The 14,898-nt window shown below is 64.8% G+C and carries 9 protein-coding genes and 1 tRNA gene; 4 read left to right on the forward strand and 6 right to left on the reverse strand.

Going from position 1 to position 14,898, the window contains the following annotated elements; genetic code table 11:
• Positions 1-223: 223 nt before the first annotated feature.
• The gene (locus DPM33_RS28505) at positions 224-514 is read right to left on the reverse strand and encodes a DUF1127 domain-containing protein (protein WP_112100769.1); all 291 of its coding nucleotides are present in this window, start codon (positions 512-514) and stop codon (positions 224-226) included.
• Between the two features lie 181 nt (positions 515-695).
• On the opposite strand from DPM33_RS28505, the gene DPM33_RS28510 reads away from it, so the two are divergent.
• Entirely contained in the window at positions 696-1,652 is a 957-nt protein-coding gene (locus tag DPM33_RS28510; RefSeq protein ID WP_112100734.1) for a LysR substrate-binding domain-containing protein, read from the forward strand.
• Between the two features lie 104 nt (positions 1,653-1,756).
• Here DPM33_RS28510 and DPM33_RS28515 read toward each other — a convergent pair whose 3' ends face one another.
• The gene (locus DPM33_RS28515; RefSeq protein ID WP_112100735.1) at positions 1,757-3,967 is read right to left on the reverse strand and encodes a bifunctional diguanylate cyclase/phosphodiesterase; all 2,211 of its coding nucleotides are present in this window, start codon (positions 3,965-3,967) and stop codon (positions 1,757-1,759) included.
• A gap of 119 nt (positions 3,968-4,086) precedes the next feature.
• Between DPM33_RS28515 and xseA the strand changes: the two genes are divergently transcribed.
• On the forward strand, positions 4,087-5,652 hold the full coding sequence (gene xseA, locus DPM33_RS28520; protein ID WP_112100736.1) for an exodeoxyribonuclease VII large subunit: 1,566 nt from the start codon (positions 4,087-4,089) through the stop codon (positions 5,650-5,652).
• Positions 5,653-5,659: 7 nt separating this feature from the next.
• Positions 5,660-6,784, forward strand: coding sequence for a DmpA family aminopeptidase (locus tag DPM33_RS28525; RefSeq protein WP_112100737.1), 1,125 nt, complete (start codon positions 5,660-5,662; stop codon positions 6,782-6,784).
• A 27-nt stretch (positions 6,785-6,811) separates the two neighbouring features.
• Here DPM33_RS28525 and DPM33_RS28530 read toward each other — a convergent pair whose 3' ends face one another.
• From DPM33_RS28530 to DPM33_RS28540, 3 genes are all read right to left on the reverse strand, one after another.
• Positions 6,812-7,066, reverse strand: a complete 255-nt coding sequence (locus DPM33_RS28530; RefSeq protein ID WP_112100738.1) for a DUF768 domain-containing protein — start codon at positions 7,064-7,066, stop codon at positions 6,812-6,814.
• A 197-nt stretch (positions 7,067-7,263) separates the two neighbouring features.
• Positions 7,264-7,340, reverse strand: a tRNA-His gene (locus tag DPM33_RS28535).
• Between the two features lie 343 nt (positions 7,341-7,683).
• The gene (locus tag DPM33_RS28540) at positions 7,684-8,145 is read right to left on the reverse strand and encodes a phasin (protein ID WP_112100739.1); all 462 of its coding nucleotides are present in this window, start codon (positions 8,143-8,145) and stop codon (positions 7,684-7,686) included.
• A gap of 261 nt (positions 8,146-8,406) precedes the next feature.
• On the opposite strand from DPM33_RS28540, the gene DPM33_RS28545 reads away from it, so the two are divergent.
• Entirely contained in the window at positions 8,407-12,486 is a 4,080-nt protein-coding gene (locus DPM33_RS28545) for a PAS domain S-box protein (protein ID WP_112100740.1), read from the forward strand.
• A 355-nt stretch (positions 12,487-12,841) separates the two neighbouring features.
• Here the strand turns inward: DPM33_RS28545 and DPM33_RS28550 are convergent, their stop codons facing one another.
• Positions 12,842-14,800, reverse strand: a complete 1,959-nt coding sequence (locus tag DPM33_RS28550; RefSeq protein ID WP_112100770.1) for an acetoacetate--CoA ligase — start codon at positions 14,798-14,800, stop codon at positions 12,842-12,844.
• Between the last annotated feature and the right edge of the window lie 98 nt (positions 14,801-14,898).

Here is a 14,898-nt window from a genome sequence, read left to right on the forward strand (position 1 = left end):
TAAGTACGTGAGCACCGGAAGCGAAGGAAGCCGCCGTTTGCAGGCCGGCCTCGCCTGAATGGCGGCACAGCTTAAAAAAATGCCCGGTCCTGGAGGAAGAACCGGGCAATGTGCAGGCGGGCCGGCGGGGAACCGGCAGGGAGTGTGGGAGCCTGCATGAAACTTGGTCGCGCCGAGCCGTGAAAAGGTTCAACGCGACCGGAAATCCAGGCAACGCGGCCGTTCAGGCGACCCGACGAGCGAGATCCTCGATCGTGTCGGCGCGCTCGCTGGCGATGGCGCGCAGCTTCACCGTCGGATCGCGGCCGAACGGCACGCCGACGGCGACGTGAAGGTCGGCGCGGGTCAGGCCGATATCGGCAAGCTCGGCGTCCGACATCTCGCCCAGGCGATAGAAGGCGCGGCGATTCTTCCAGGCGACATAGGCGTTGGCGAGAACATTGATCACGCGCGTCGCAACAGCCGGACGCGTGGTGATGCGCTGGGTCTCGGAAGCGAATTCAATCGTGGTCATGTCAGTCTCTCTTACGCAGTAGAGCGGACGAAACCAGGCGATCGGCGCCTTTGGGAGAAGCGCCGTTCCGGTCTCGATACACATGCCTTCATGTGGACGATGCCAATTTGCCATCGCGCGATTGATTAATCCAACGAATGTTTTTAATCTGTAGCATCAACATCAATGATGGGTTGGACCGATGAAAGCGCCGCTCGACCTCGATCAGTTGCAAACCTTCATCTCGATCGCCGACACCGGCAGCTTCACCCGCGCGGCCGAAGAGGTGCATCGCACGCAGTCGGCGGTGTCGATGCAGATGCGCCGGCTGGAGGAGCGGATCGGCAAACCGCTATTCGAAAAGGACGGCCGCACCAACAAACTGACCGAGGAAGGCGACCGGCTGCTTTCCTATGCGCGGCGGCTGATCTACCTCAACCGCGAGACCCTGGCCGCCTTCGACGACCAGCGCCTCGAAGGCACGATCCGCATCGGCACGCCGGACGATTATGCCGACCGCTTCCTGCCCGAGATCATGGCGCGCTTCTCGCGCTCCAACCCGCGCGTCGAGCTGACCGTCGTGTGCGAACCGACGCCGGGGCTGGTCGAACACATCAAGCGCGGCAATCTCGACCTGGCGCTGGTGACGCATAACGACACGCGCGGCCAGTCGGAAGTGGTGCGGCGCGAGCCGCTGCTGTGGGTGACCTCGGCCAACCACGCCACGCATGAGCAGGAAATCCTGCCGATGGCTTTCGGCCGGCCGAATTGCATCTGGCGGCGCGCCGCGGTCGACGTGCTCGACCGGCAGAGCCGCGAATATCGCGTGCTGTTCTCCAGCTTCTCGGCCACCGTCATCACCGCCGCCGTGCTTTCGGGCCTCGCCATCTCGGTGCTCCCGGAATGCGCGCTTCGGCCCGGCATGCGCGTGCTCGGCGAAGCCGACGGCTTCGGTCAGCTGCCGGACTGCCGCATCGGCATAATGCGCGGCCAGACCTCGCAGCCGGAGATCGTCGATGCTTTAGCGCGCCATATTGCCGAGAGCCTCGACAACATTTCCGTTCCGATCAGCGAAGAGGCCGGAAGCTTCGACTTCGCCGCGCTCGCCTTCGCCAAGATGAAGCGGGTCAAGGCAAACCAGATCATGCCCGGCTGGTAAGGCGGGAGCAATTCCAGGAAAAGTGTGAAGCGGTTTTCCGTCAGGAATTGCGTTGAAACAAGGAGATAGAGCGGTTCTCCGTTTCGGTGAAACGGAGGAGCGCTCTATGCGCGAACGGCGGACCGCTCCGGCTTGGCGTGCGAGACACCCGGCAGCGCCAGCAACTGGCTGGGCTCCAGCGGCGGTGACAACAGATAGCCCTGCAACTGACGGCAGCCCATGCCGACCAGCAGGGCCTTCTGTCCATCGGTCTCGACGCCTTCGGCGGTCACTTCCACCCGCAGCGCCTGCGCCAGCTCGATCAGCGTCTTGACGATCGCGCGGGCACTTTCGTCCTCGTCGAGCAGGCGCACGAAGGAGCGGTCGATCTTCAGCTTGTCGATCGACTGGCGGCGCAGATAGCTCAGCGACGAATAGCCGGTGCCGAAATCATCCAGAACGATGCGGACGCCGGATTCGCGCAGGGTTGCGATGACGGAGCTAATCGTGTCGTTGTGCTCGAGCAGCACACCCTCGGTGGTCTCGAGTTGCAGCCGGCCCGGGTCCAACCCGGTTTCGCTCAGGACCGATGCAACCAGTGCGGCGAAGCCGGCATCGCGCAACTGCACGGGCGAGATGTTGACGGCGATCCACGGTAGTTCGGTCGTGACCGCGAAGCGGCAGGCCTCGGTCAGCGCCCATTTGCCGAGTTCGCCGATCAGCCCGCGTTCTTCGGCGATGGCGATGAATTGCCCGGCAGGCAGCGCGCCATGCACCTCATGACCCCAGCGGATCAGCGCTTCGGCGCCGAGAATCCTGTGACCGTCCACCGCGAAGACAGGCTGATAGGCGAGCTTTATCCCGCCGTCGCCATCCAGCGCCTTGCGCAGCTCCGCCTCGACCTTGCGCTTGCGCAGCAGCAGATCGTCCATGTCGCCGGCGAACACCTGATAGCGGCCACGGCCGTTCTTCTTGGCCTCGTAAAGCGCGATGTCGGCCTTGCGCAGCAGATCGTCCGCGTCGGTGTCCGATCCGGACGAAAGAGCGATGCCGATGCTCGCGCTGACGAAGACCTGGTCGTCGATCAGCCTGAACGGCTCGCGCAGCTTCAAGAGCAGTCTTTCGGCTATGTCCTCGGCGCTTGTGACGTCGGGAACGTCGAGCAGGATGATGGCGAACTCGTCGCCGCCGAGCCGGGCGACGGTATCGACTTCGCGGATCGTGTGCTTGAGCCGCGCCGCCGTCTGGCGCACGAGCTGGTCGCCGGCCGGATGGCCGAGCGTGTCATTGATGTGCTTGAAGCGATCGAGGTCGAGGTAAAGCAGCGCCACGCGTGCTCCATCCTGGCTGGCGAACAGCAGCGTTCGCCGCAGGCGATCCTCGAACAGCGCCCGGTTGGGCAGACCGGTGAGCGTGTCGTGGAAGGCGAGATATTGCGCTTCATCCTGGCTGGTCTGCAGAGCGGCCGACGCGCGACGCAACCTGCGCAGCACGAACACCAGGACACCGCCCGCCATAAGCAACGCGATCGCCAGGGCCGGAGCGATCTTGCGCACCAGAGTGAGGCCGGGCCGCTCCTGGTTCCAGCCGATATAGCCGAGGATGACGCCGCGCGAATCGACCAGCGGGACGGCGGCCGGGCCAACCGGGTCCGACAACGGCACCAGCCGCGCGCCATCGAGCAGATATTTGGCCGCGATCTTGCCGATGACGGCATCGTTGATGAACTCGGCCGAGACATCCAGATATTCCGTGCCGGCCGCCTGGGTGACGCGATCCGTGCTCGGCACCAGCGGCATGATGCTCAGGATCGCGGGCTTCCCCTGAAGCGACACAAGGTCTTGCGCGACCATCTTGGCCGGCTGCCCGGACGCGTCGGCCTTCGGTGGCTCAGCCAACATGCGGCGCAGCGTCTCGATGGTCGGCTGCAGTTCCGGCTGATCCTCGCCGAAGGTTGAAGCCTGAACGACCTTGCCCTCCCGCATGGCGTGGATCACATGGTTGGCGGCATCGAGGATGTACACCCGGTTGTGGCCGTAGTAGGTATACATCCAGGTACTGAGGTTTTCCTCGATCCAAGCCTGATTGCCCGCCCTCACATTGGTTACGGAATCGTCCCAGACGGTTACGCTTTCCTGCTCGCGCTGGACCGCGGCAATCTGATCCTTCAGGCCGTCGGCGATAAAAATCTTCTGGCGTTCGAGCGAAGCCTCGTCGGCCTGGTCGGCGGCGTAGAAGCCGAAACCGACCACGATGGCCAACGCGAAAGCGGCAAGCGTCAGCACGGTCAGCGTGACCTGATGCGTCAACGGACTGCTGTTTTGTCGTGCGCTCATCACGTCCCTGGCTGGTTCTCCTGCCGCAGTCAAAGCAAATCGGGCTTAAGATCACGTTAGAATATTAGCGAGGTTTCTTCGCGCTTGACGCGCGCCGATAAGCGTTCCCCAATCACGCGATGAGTGAAACTGCAACCGAATCACGCAGCAACGCCACCGAATACACGGTGAGCGAGATTTCCGGCGCGCTGAAGCGCACCGTCGAAGACGCCTTCGGCAATGTGCGGGTGCGCGGCGAAATCTCCGGCTATCGCGGACCGCATTCTTCCGGCCACGCCTATTTCGCGCTGAAGGACGATCGGGCGCGGATCGATGCCGTCGTCTGGAAGACCACCATGGCGCGGCTGAAGTTCCGCCCCGAGGAAGGCATGGAGGTGATCGCCAGCGGCAAGCTGACGACCTATCCCGGCAAATCCAACTATCAGATCGTCATCGACAATCTGGAGCCGGCAGGCGCCGGCGCGCTGATGGCGCTGCTCGAGGAGCGCAAGCATCGGCTGCAGGCCGAAGGCCTGTTCGACACCGGCCGCAAGCGGCGGCTGCCGTTCATGCCTCGTGTGATCGGCGTCGTCACCTCGCCGACCGGCTCGGTGATCCGCGACATCATCCACCGCATCAAGGATCGGTTTCCGCTTCACGTGCTGGTCTGGCCGGTCAGGGTCCAGGGCGAGACGACGGCCAGGGAGGTCACGGCCGCCGTCAACGGTTTCAACGCGCTGACGTGGGACGGCCCCATCCGCCAGCCCGATCTCCTGATCGTGGCGCGCGGCGGCGGCAGCCTCGAAGACCTCTGGGGCTTCAACGACGAAGGGCTGGCGCGCGCCGTTGCTGCGTCCGGTATCCCCGTGATTTCCGCCGTCGGGCACGAGACCGACACGACGCTGATCGACTTCGTCGCCGACATGCGCGCGCCGACGCCGACAGGTGCGGCCGAGATCGCCGTGCCGGTCAGGGCGGACCTGGAGGCTACTTTGGCCAGCCTCGGCGCACGGCTCAATGCCTGCGTCTCGCGGCATCTGGAGCGCAAGCGCCAGGCTGTGCGCGCGGCGGCACGGGCGCTGCCTTCGCCCGACCAGTTGCTGGCCCTGCCGCGCCGCCGTTTCGACGATGCGACCAGCCGGCTGGGCCGCGGACTGACGGTGAACATCGAGCGCAAGCGAGCGACGCTGGAGCGGCAAAGGCTGACACCGGCGACCCTGTCGCGGCGCCTCAACGAAGCGCGCACGCTGACCGGCCGCGATATCGCGCGTGCTCGCGCGGCGTTCTTCGCCATCGTGCGCGAACGGCGCGCACGCTTCAAACGCACGGCTGCAAGACTGTCGCCGGCGCCGATCGTGCGGCGCCAGAAGCAGCAGGCCGACACGTTGGCCGCGCTGACGCGACGCCAGGATCAGGCGACGGCGCGGCGGCTGGACAGGCTGCGCGCGGCGCTGACCCAGGCGGACCGGCTGCTTTCGACGCTGTCGCACAAAGCCGTGCTGGCGCGTGGCTTCGCGCTGGTCAAGGATGCCGACGGTTCGGTGATCAAGCGGGTCGAAGACCTGGCGCCGGGGGCGGCATTGCAGCTGGAATTTGCCGACGGCACCGCCGAAGCCATCGCCACCAGCGGCGGGGCGCGGCCGAAGCTGGCCGCGAAGCCGTCCGCGAAGGCCAAGAAGCCGGGCAATCAGGGCTCGTTGTTCTGAGGACCGCATGAGCAGCCACGACCCGCATCTTCAAACGCCATTGGGCAAGCCGCGCCTGCGCGCCTTCGGTGTCGCCCTCGATGGCACGCCCGGCCGTCTCAACGCCATCACCGATGTGGCGGGAGTATCTATCGGCTACACGACGCTGATTTCAGGCAACGGTCCGCTGCGGGTCGGCGCTGGACCGGTGCGGACCGGCGTCACCGCGATCCTGCCGAGGCCGGTTCAAGAGCTCGCGACGCCGGTGTTCGCCGGGGTGTTCAGCCAGAACGGCAATGGCGAGCTGACGGGAACGCATATCATCGAGGAGACCGGCGCGTTCAACTTCCCGATCACCGTCACCAACACGCATTCCTGCGGCGTCACCCGCGACGGAACGCTGCGCGGGATGAGCCAAGTTCTACCCACCGCGGTGGACAGCGCCTGGGGCCTGCCGGTGGCGGCCGAGACCTATGACGGCTTCCTCAACGACATCAACGGCCATCATGTCGGCTTCGAGCATGTCGCCGGAGCGCTTGACGGGGCGACAGGCGGCGGCGTCGAGGAAGGCAGCGTGGGCGGCGGCACCGGCATGATCGCCTTCGGCTTCAAGGCCGGGTCCGGCACCGCCTCGCGCCTCGTCGATTGGCAGGATAGGCGTTACGCGCTCGGCGTGTTCGTGCAGGCGAATTTCGGCAAGAGGCACAATTTCACCATTCGCGGCGAGCGTGTCGGCCTCGATCTCGCCGAGCCGGCCATCCGCCAGGGAACGCCGCGCGCCGAAAAAGGCTCGATCATCGCCATCGTCGCCACCGACGCGCCGTTCCTGCCGCACCAGATGAAGCGGCTCGCCCGGCGGGTGCCACTCGGCATCGCCATGACCGGCGGCTACGGTTACCACAGTTCGGGCGATATCTTTCTAGCGTTCTCGACCGCCAATCCTCAGGCGGCGCTAGGGGCTTCGGGCAGCATTGGCCGCGCGGAATTCATCCCGGACGTCGACATCGATCCATTCTTCGACGCAGTCGTGCAAGGTGTCGAGGAGGCGATCCTCAACGCGTTGGTCGCCAATGAGGATATGACGGGACGCGACGGCAATTTCGTGCCGGCGCTGCCGAAGGAATGGCTGAGGGAAAAATTCGGCGAGAAATGACGCCATCGCCGACTTGTAGCGGGCGGTTTACTCCGCGGGCTTGCCCGGCTTGGCTTCGCCGGTGCCCTCTTCGGCGGCTTCCTCGAGCCGCGATGCGATCAGTTCCTGGATGTCGCCGACTTCTTCCTGGATGTCCTCCAGGAGAATGCCTGCCTCGGCGGCCTTGGCGCAGCATTCCTTGGCGAGCGTCTCGGCCTGCTGGTCGATCTTGATCGGCGAATGCTGGCATTGGACCTTCTCGCCAATCCATCCGCGCAAGAACTCGATCGCATGTTCACTCATACTGCTTCTTCCCTAGCGGCCAAGCCGGTTGGTAGCCATGAACGCCCGCACCCTGACAAAGGATGCATGGCCCATTCGAGCCGAGTCGGCCTCTACCGGCAAGACATCTTGCCCATGGGACAAGTGATCTTGCCCATGGTCTGCGGAGCCGAAGGAATGGAAGGGTTCAAGGCGCACGTTCAGATCAATGAGAATGATGGTACCGTTGGCTGGGATCGAACCAGCGACCTCCGGATCCACAATCCGGCGCTCTAACCAGCTGAGCTACAACGGCACACCTGCCTGAGCTAGATCGAGGTGAAAGCTTCATTCTCCGTGATCCGCTCTGTCGTTCGGCGATGCGTCAAATACGGGCTATCGGATTCTAATTCAAGGGCCTTGATAAGGTAAAGGATTGGTTTCCTCATTCGCCTTTCGTCAAGGCAAAAGAAAAGGCCGGCGGGAGGAGGTGCCGGCCTTTTCCTGTTACGAGCCAGCGGGAGGAGGTGCTGGCTGGTCACCCCGGAAACAGAGGGAGGAGGTTCCATTTCCGGGTATCTGGTCGCTCAACCCTATCGCACGACTATTTGTCTGACGAAATGCGACGTTTTGATGCATCGCAGGGTTGTGCGCGAAAATCAGGCAGCCTTGACGTCCTTGATCGCCTTCTCGAAGGCGGTCTTGACGGGCTTGGAGACGTCCTCGACCGCCTTGGTGGCAACGGTCTGGAACTCCTTGGCCTGCTCGACGGCCATTTCGACGCGCTTGCGCAGGAAGGAGGTCTGCAGCTCGACGACTTCTGAAAGGGTCTTGGCGCCGACCAGCGCTTCGAGGTGCGAGAAGCTGGCCTCGGCATTGGCGCGCAGCGCGGCGATCGCCTTGAGCGAAACGTCGCTGGAAACAGTCTTGGCGGTCTCGTAGGTCGACTCCAGAACCTTCTGGGTCTCCTCGGCGCCGGTCTTCAGCTTGGCATAGGCTTCCTTCGACTGCTCGACGCCCTTCTCGGCGAAGGCGCGCATCTGGTCGGTGGCTTTGGAAGCGTCGAAGCTCGGGAATTCAACGTTTTCGAGGGTCTCGGTCTTGGCGGTGGTCTTGGACATTTTCCAACCTTTCGGGGTAGCGGCTTTGACAGAAAGCCGTCTCGTTCATGTATGATGGCAATATAAAGGATTTTTTGTGCATTGCAACATCTTTGTTGCACCGCACCATAAAAATCTTCCCATACGTCAACCACCAAGGCCGTTAACCAAGAGCCCAGAGATTTCGACCATTGCAAGCCAGGGCTTGTGGACCTTCGGACCGTGGCCTTTTATTAACAAAGCGTTAACTGAAAATGCCCGCTTCGGAGGGTTGGCCAGCGCATGCCGCCTGAAAACTACTCCTTCCTCGACGTCGCCGTGCTCGACGCGGTACGCCAGCGCTTTGCCGCCGGCGACGCATTGTCCATTTTGTCGACCGACCTCGAACAGGTGATCTGGGCTAACGGACCTGGGGCGTCGATGTTCGGCTATCCGGATATCGAGGCCATCATCGGCGCCTCGGCGCGGCTACCGCTGATTGCCCGGCGGCAGGTCATGGCGACCAGCGGTTTTCCGGATATCGGCAGCGACCGCGCCATCACGGTGAGGCTCGCCACCGGCATGGTGAGCCGCGCCGTCGGCTTCCTGGCCAGCGCCGTGACGATGCCGGACGGCGAGAAGGCCATCATGCTGGCGGTGCCGGCGGCGCAGACCAGCTCGCGCAGCGCCGGCGAGATCGCCAGCCGCGCCATCGGCGGCTTCACCGAAGCCGGGCATTTCATCGCCTTCGTCGACGCGCGAGGCGGCGTCGAGGCGGCCTCGGACGGCTTTGCGGCGCTCGGCATCGAGCCGGCCACGCTGGCCGCCCTGGTCGCGGATGCGACGGCCAGCGGCGACCGCCTCGTCAAGCGCCTCGTGCCGGGCAAAGCTACCTCCTACCCGGCCGGTTTTGCACGGCTCACCGACACCCGCCATCTGCTGGTGGTGATCGACGAGGACCAGCTCGACAGCGCTGAAAACGACCAAGGCGACCAGCCTGTCGCCAACCAGAGCGAAAAACCAGTCGGACAACCGGTTGTGGGGCCGGAGGCGGCGGCACCATCGGGTGGAAGCGCGGACGTCGAGCCCGAGCCGATACAGGACAACAGTCCGGCGCCGGCCGTGGCGGCCCTGGAACAGGCCGAAGTGCCCCCGGCGGCTACCGAAGAGGATGCTGAGCACGCCGTGGCTGCCGTAAAGCCGGAAGAAGCTGCCCCGACAGGGCCTGAGGACGGCGCCGCCGCGGAAACCTTGGCCGACCAGCGCCCCGCCCGGAGCGATCATCAGGCCATCGCCTCCGACCAACAGGCCGCCGATGCCGGCCAGCACGACCATTGGTATTTCAACGCCGGCGAAGACGATGCCGGGCAAGATCAACCGGAAACGGTGGCGAAGGACGAGAACAAAGCCATCATGGCCGAAGGCCGCCGGCGGGACGCCGGCGAAACCGCAGCGCGCGAAACCGTCACGCCGGCGCAGCCGGCCCCGCCCCGCGAGATCGACCGCTCCGCGCCGCCGCTGCGTTTCGTCTGGCGCACCGACGCCGAAGGCAAGTTCAGCGCGCTGTCGCCCGAATTCGCCGACATCGTCGGCCAGCCGGCCGCCGATGTGATCGGCCGCCGATTCAAGGACGTCGCCACCACTTTCGGCCTCGACGCCTCAGGCGAGATCGCCGGCCTGCTCGAACGCCGCGACACCTGGTCCGGCCGCTCGGTGCTGTGGCCGGTGGCCGGAACCGGTCTGAAGATACCGGTCGACCTGGCGGCGCTGCCCGTCTATGGCCGCAGCCGCGCCTTCGAGGGTTTTCGCGGCTTCGGCGTCGCGCGCGCAGCCGACGCCGTTGTCGACCCGGAAGCGCTTGGCATGGCCCTGGTGCCGAACGCCGCCCCTGCCGGAGGCGAGCCGTCGGTCGCGCAGCCCGAGACGCCGCCGGAACAGCCAAAATCCGAAGATCCGTTCCAGGGCGAAGTGCCGGCGCTGACCATCGTGCCGAAGCCGGAGCGGCGCTTCGCCGACAAGGTGATAAGGCTGGCCGAGCATCGCCAGCCGGCCAACGACAAGCAGCCGGGAAGCGACACGCCCGCAAATCACAAGGGCCTGTCGATCCTCGAGCGCAGCGCCTTCCGCGAGATCGGCGAACGACTACGCAGGGACAATTCCATCCCGGCCGAGCCGAGCGCTGCCGAATTCGGCAAGCAGCCCGACGCGCTTGTTGCCGGCAAGGGCGAGGCGACGGCGAAGGGACCGACCGGCGAAGCGCAGGCTCCGGCAAACGAGCCGCCTAAACTGGAAGCGGCGGAGCACGAGAGCTCAGCGCCGGAAGCGACTCCGCCATTCGCGCCGGAAGCTTCGGAGACCGTCGACGCGAAGGCCGATGCGGAGACCGCCGAAGCACAGACCGAGGCGGAAGACCAGGAAGACCTGGCGCGGCTCGACGGCATCGATGACGCCTCTGAGGCCGGCGACACCGGCCAGGCCGAGACCCCGGCCGTTTCCGGTTCGCTGCTCAGCTATGCGGATGGTGAGGAATCCACCGAAGCAGCCGATGTCGAACCTGGCTCCGAGGACGAGCAGGCAGCCGGCGCCGGGCAGGCGGCCGATCACGCTGACGCGAAGCCGCGGCAGTTGGTCGAACAGCCGGCAACACGGCCGGTCGCCGTCGAGCAATCCGCGCCAAGCTCGGCGGCGGACGACGACAGCATGACCGCCGACGATTTTCGCGATGCGCAAGACAATGAGGATTGGGCAGGTTCCGATGTCGATGCCGGGACGGCGGCAGCAGAAGAACAACCGGAAGCGGCAGCGCCGGCGCGGCCGCGGCTCGAAGTGCCGCCGCTCAAACTCGCAGGCTTTGTGCCGTCCGCTTTTTCGACTGGAGAAGAAGCCAAGGCGCCCGATACGTCCATCCTCGCCCGGCTGCCGGTGCCGCTGCTCATCCACTCGGGCGACGCGCTGCATTATGCCAATGAAGCCCTCCTCGAACTCACCGGCTACGACGCGCTGGACGACCTGGTGGATGCCGGCGGCCTCGGCGCGCTGTTTGCCGATCCTTACGCCGAGGACACTGCCGCGGAGGAAAGCGACCGCTCGCTGAAGCTCAAAACCCGTCAGGGCCAGGAATTTCCGATCGACGCGCTGCTGCGCTCGGTGCCGTGGCGCGGCGGCAAGGCGCTGATGCTGGTGGTGCGGCGCTCCGGCGAGGACGACGCGGCGCATTTCACCGCCGCGAATGACGAACCGGCGCTGCAACCGGACGTGCCGGAATTGAAGTCGCGCATCGCCGAGATGCGCACCATCATCGACACCGCCACCGACGGCGTCGTGCTGATCGGCCGCGACGGCAACATCCGCTCGATCAGCCGGCCGGCGGAAGCCCTGTTCGGTTTCGACAGCGACGAGGTCGCTGGCAAGCCCTTTGCCTCGCTGTTTGCCATCGAGAGCCAGCGCGCGGCGCGCGACTATCTCGCGGGCCTTTCGGAGCCGGGCGTGGCGAGCGTCTTGAATGACGGCCGCGAGGTCATCGGCCGCGAGGCGCAGGGGCGTTTCATTCCGCTGTTCATGACCATCGGCAGCCTTCCAAACGACAGCGGCTTCTGCGCCGTGGTGCGCGACATCACGCAGTGGAAGCGGGCCGAGGAAGACCTGACGCAGGCACGCGCCGTGGCCGAGCGCGCCTCCTCGCAAAAGACGGATTTCCTGGCCCGCATCAGCCACGAGATCCGCACGCCGCTCAATGCCATCATCGGTTTTTCCGAGCTGATGGTGGACGAGAAATTCGGCCCGGTCGCCAATGACCGCTATCGCGACTATCTGCGCGACATCAACCGCTCCGGCAACCACGTGCTCGACCTCGTCAACGACCTGCTCGACATCTCCAAGATCGAGGCCGGCCAGCAGGAGATGGACTACGAGGCGGTGTCGCTCAACGACACGCTGGCCGAGACGGTGGCGATGATGCAGCCGCAGGCCAATCGCGAGCGCGTCATCATCCGCTCGAGCTTCGCCTCGCGGCTGCCGGAAGTGGTGGCGGATTTGAGAAGCGTTCGCCAGATTGCCCTCAACATCCTGTCCAACGCCATCCGCTACACCCAGGCCGGCGGCCAGGTGATCGTGTCGACCGCTTACGAGGCCTCGGGCGACGTCGTCATGCGCGTGCGCGACACCGGCATCGGCATGACCCCGGCCGAGATCGAGCAGGCGCTGAAGCCGTTCAAGCAGATCAACGCGCTGAAGCGCGGACGCGGCGACGGCACCGGCCTCGGCCTGCCGCTCACCAAGGCCATGGTGGAGGCGAACCGCGCGCGTTTCGCGATCACCTCGACGCCGGGCGAAGGAACGCTGGTCGAGGTCGGCTTCCCCTCGACCCGCGTGCTCGCCGAGTAAGTTTGTACGGCATCGCGTTTCGGCTAGTGCGGTTCACCGTTTCACGCAAACGGCGAACCGCTCTATCTCCTTGTGTTGACGCAATTCCTGACGGAAAACCGCTCACACTTTTCCTGGAATTGCTCCAAAGAAAAAGGCGTCCTGGAGGACGCCTTGAGAAATGGGATGCTGTCACAACGGGGGCTTGAGCTGAACCTCAGGGGACGAGGAACGGGATTTCTCCCTCAAGTTACACGCGACTATCGGGGTCGTCCCTTAACAAGTCCTTACCGGCTCCCAAAAAAATTTACGAATGTGTACCACCCGTGAAATCTAGGTAAATTCGTTGGATATATTTCGTTAACCATGACGGGTGTCAGGTCGCGAGTTCAGGCAGATCGCGGAACAGCTCCAGCGCCTCCGGATTGGCGAGCGCTTCCTTGTTCTTGACGGCGCGGCCGTGCACCATGTCGCGCACCGCGAGCTCGGTGATCTTGCCGGATTTGGTGCGCGGGATGTCGGTGACGGCGACGATCCTGGCCGGCACGTGGCGCGGGCTGGCGCCGGTGCGGATCTTGGCGCGGATGCGCTTTTCCAGATCCTCGTCCAGTCTCACGCCGGCGGCCAGCCGGACGAACAGCACGACGCGGACGTCATTGTCGAAATCCTGGCCGATGCACAGCGCCTCGAGGATCTCCGGCATCTGCTCGACCTGATTGTAGATCTCGGCCGTGCCGATCCTGACGCCGCCCGGGTTGAGCGTGGCGTCCGAGCGGCCGTGGATGATCATGCCGCCATGGGCCGTCCATTCGGCGAAGTCGCCGTGGCACCAGACATTGTCGAAACGCTCGAAATAGGCCGCGTGATACTTTTTGCCCTCGGGATCGTTCCAGAAGCCGATCGGCATCGCCGGGAAGGCTTTCGTGCAGACCAGCTCGCCCTTCTCCTGCCGGATCGGCTTGCCGTCATCGTCCCAGACGTCGACCGCCAGACCGAGGCCAGCCCCTTGGATCTCGCCGCTCCAGACCGGCTCGGTCGGCACGCCGAGCACGAAGCAGGACACGATGTCGGTGCCGCCCGAGATCGAGGCCAGATGCACGTCCTTCTTGATGCCGTCATAGACGAAGCGGAAATCCTCCGGCGACAGCGGCGAGCCGGTGGAAGAGAGCGTGCGCACGGTCGACAGATCGTGGCTGGCGATCGGCTTCAGCCCGGCCTTGCGGACCGAATCGATGAACTTGGCTGAGGTGCCGAAATAGGTCATCTGCTCGGCATCGGCGAAATCGAACAGCACATTGCCGTCGGGGTAGAACGGCGAGCCGTCATAGAGCAAAAGCGTCGCGCCCGAGGCCAGGCCCGAGACCAGCCAGTTCCACATCATCCAGCCGCAGGTGGTGAAATAGAACAGGCGATCGCCGTCGAGCAGGCCGGCATGCAGCCGGTGTTCCTTGACGTGCTGGATCAGCGTGCCACCGGCCGAATGGACGATGCATTTCGGGATGCCGGTCGTGCCGGAGGAAAACAGGATGTAGAGGGGATGCGCGAAGGGCAGCCGCTCGTAGCTGACGGTCCTGGCGGCGAAGGGCGAGAGCGCTTCCTCGAGCGCGGCCGCCTTGTCGATGGTGGCGGCGACATCCGCGGAAGTGCCGAGATAGTCGATGATCAGCACCTTGCGCAGCGTGGCGAGCTTGGCCGCCACCGCGCGGACCTTGTCGGCCACCTCGATCGCCTTGCCGTTGTACCAATAGCCGTCCGGCGCGATGAAGACGATCGGCTCGATCTGGCCGAAACGGTCGAACACGCCCTGTTCGCCGAAATCGGGCGAGCATGACGACCAGACCGCGCCGATCGAACTTGCCGCCAGCATCGCGGCGATGGTTTCGGGCATATTGGGCATCATGGCGGCGATGCGGTCGCCGGCTTTGACGCCGAGCGACAGGAAGAGCTGCTGCAGCCGCGAGGTCAGCGCATGAAGCTCGTTCCAGGACAGCCGACGCTCGACCTTGTCCTCGCCGCGAAAGATAATGGCCTGGCCACTGCCGGTCTTCTTCAAAAGGTTCTCGGCAAAATTCAACTTGGCGTCGGGAAAGAAGGCCGCGCCGGGCATGCGCTCGCCGTCGACAAGGCTGCGCTCGCCCTTGTCACCAACAAGGCCGCAAAAATCCCAGACCAGGCTCCAGAAGCCCTCGCGATCCTCGATCGACCAGCGGTGCAGCTCGGCATAGCTGGAGAATGACAGTCCGGCCTTTGCCTCCGCGGCCTTCATGAACGCAGTCAGGGGTGCTGCTTCGATCCGTTCCGGGCTCGGGGTCCACAAAGGTGTGTCGGCGGCCATCATCGCTCCTCCCAAAGCGCGTCGCGTTTTGAGCCATTTCGCTCAACATCGCATATGCCATCGTCCCAAAAACGGCGCGCAACCGCTAACGGGATCGT

It is taken from the genome of Mesorhizobium hawassense (genome assembly GCF_003289945.1).
In the GTDB taxonomy this organism is placed as follows: domain Bacteria; phylum Pseudomonadota; class Alphaproteobacteria; order Rhizobiales; family Rhizobiaceae; genus Mesorhizobium; species Mesorhizobium hawassense.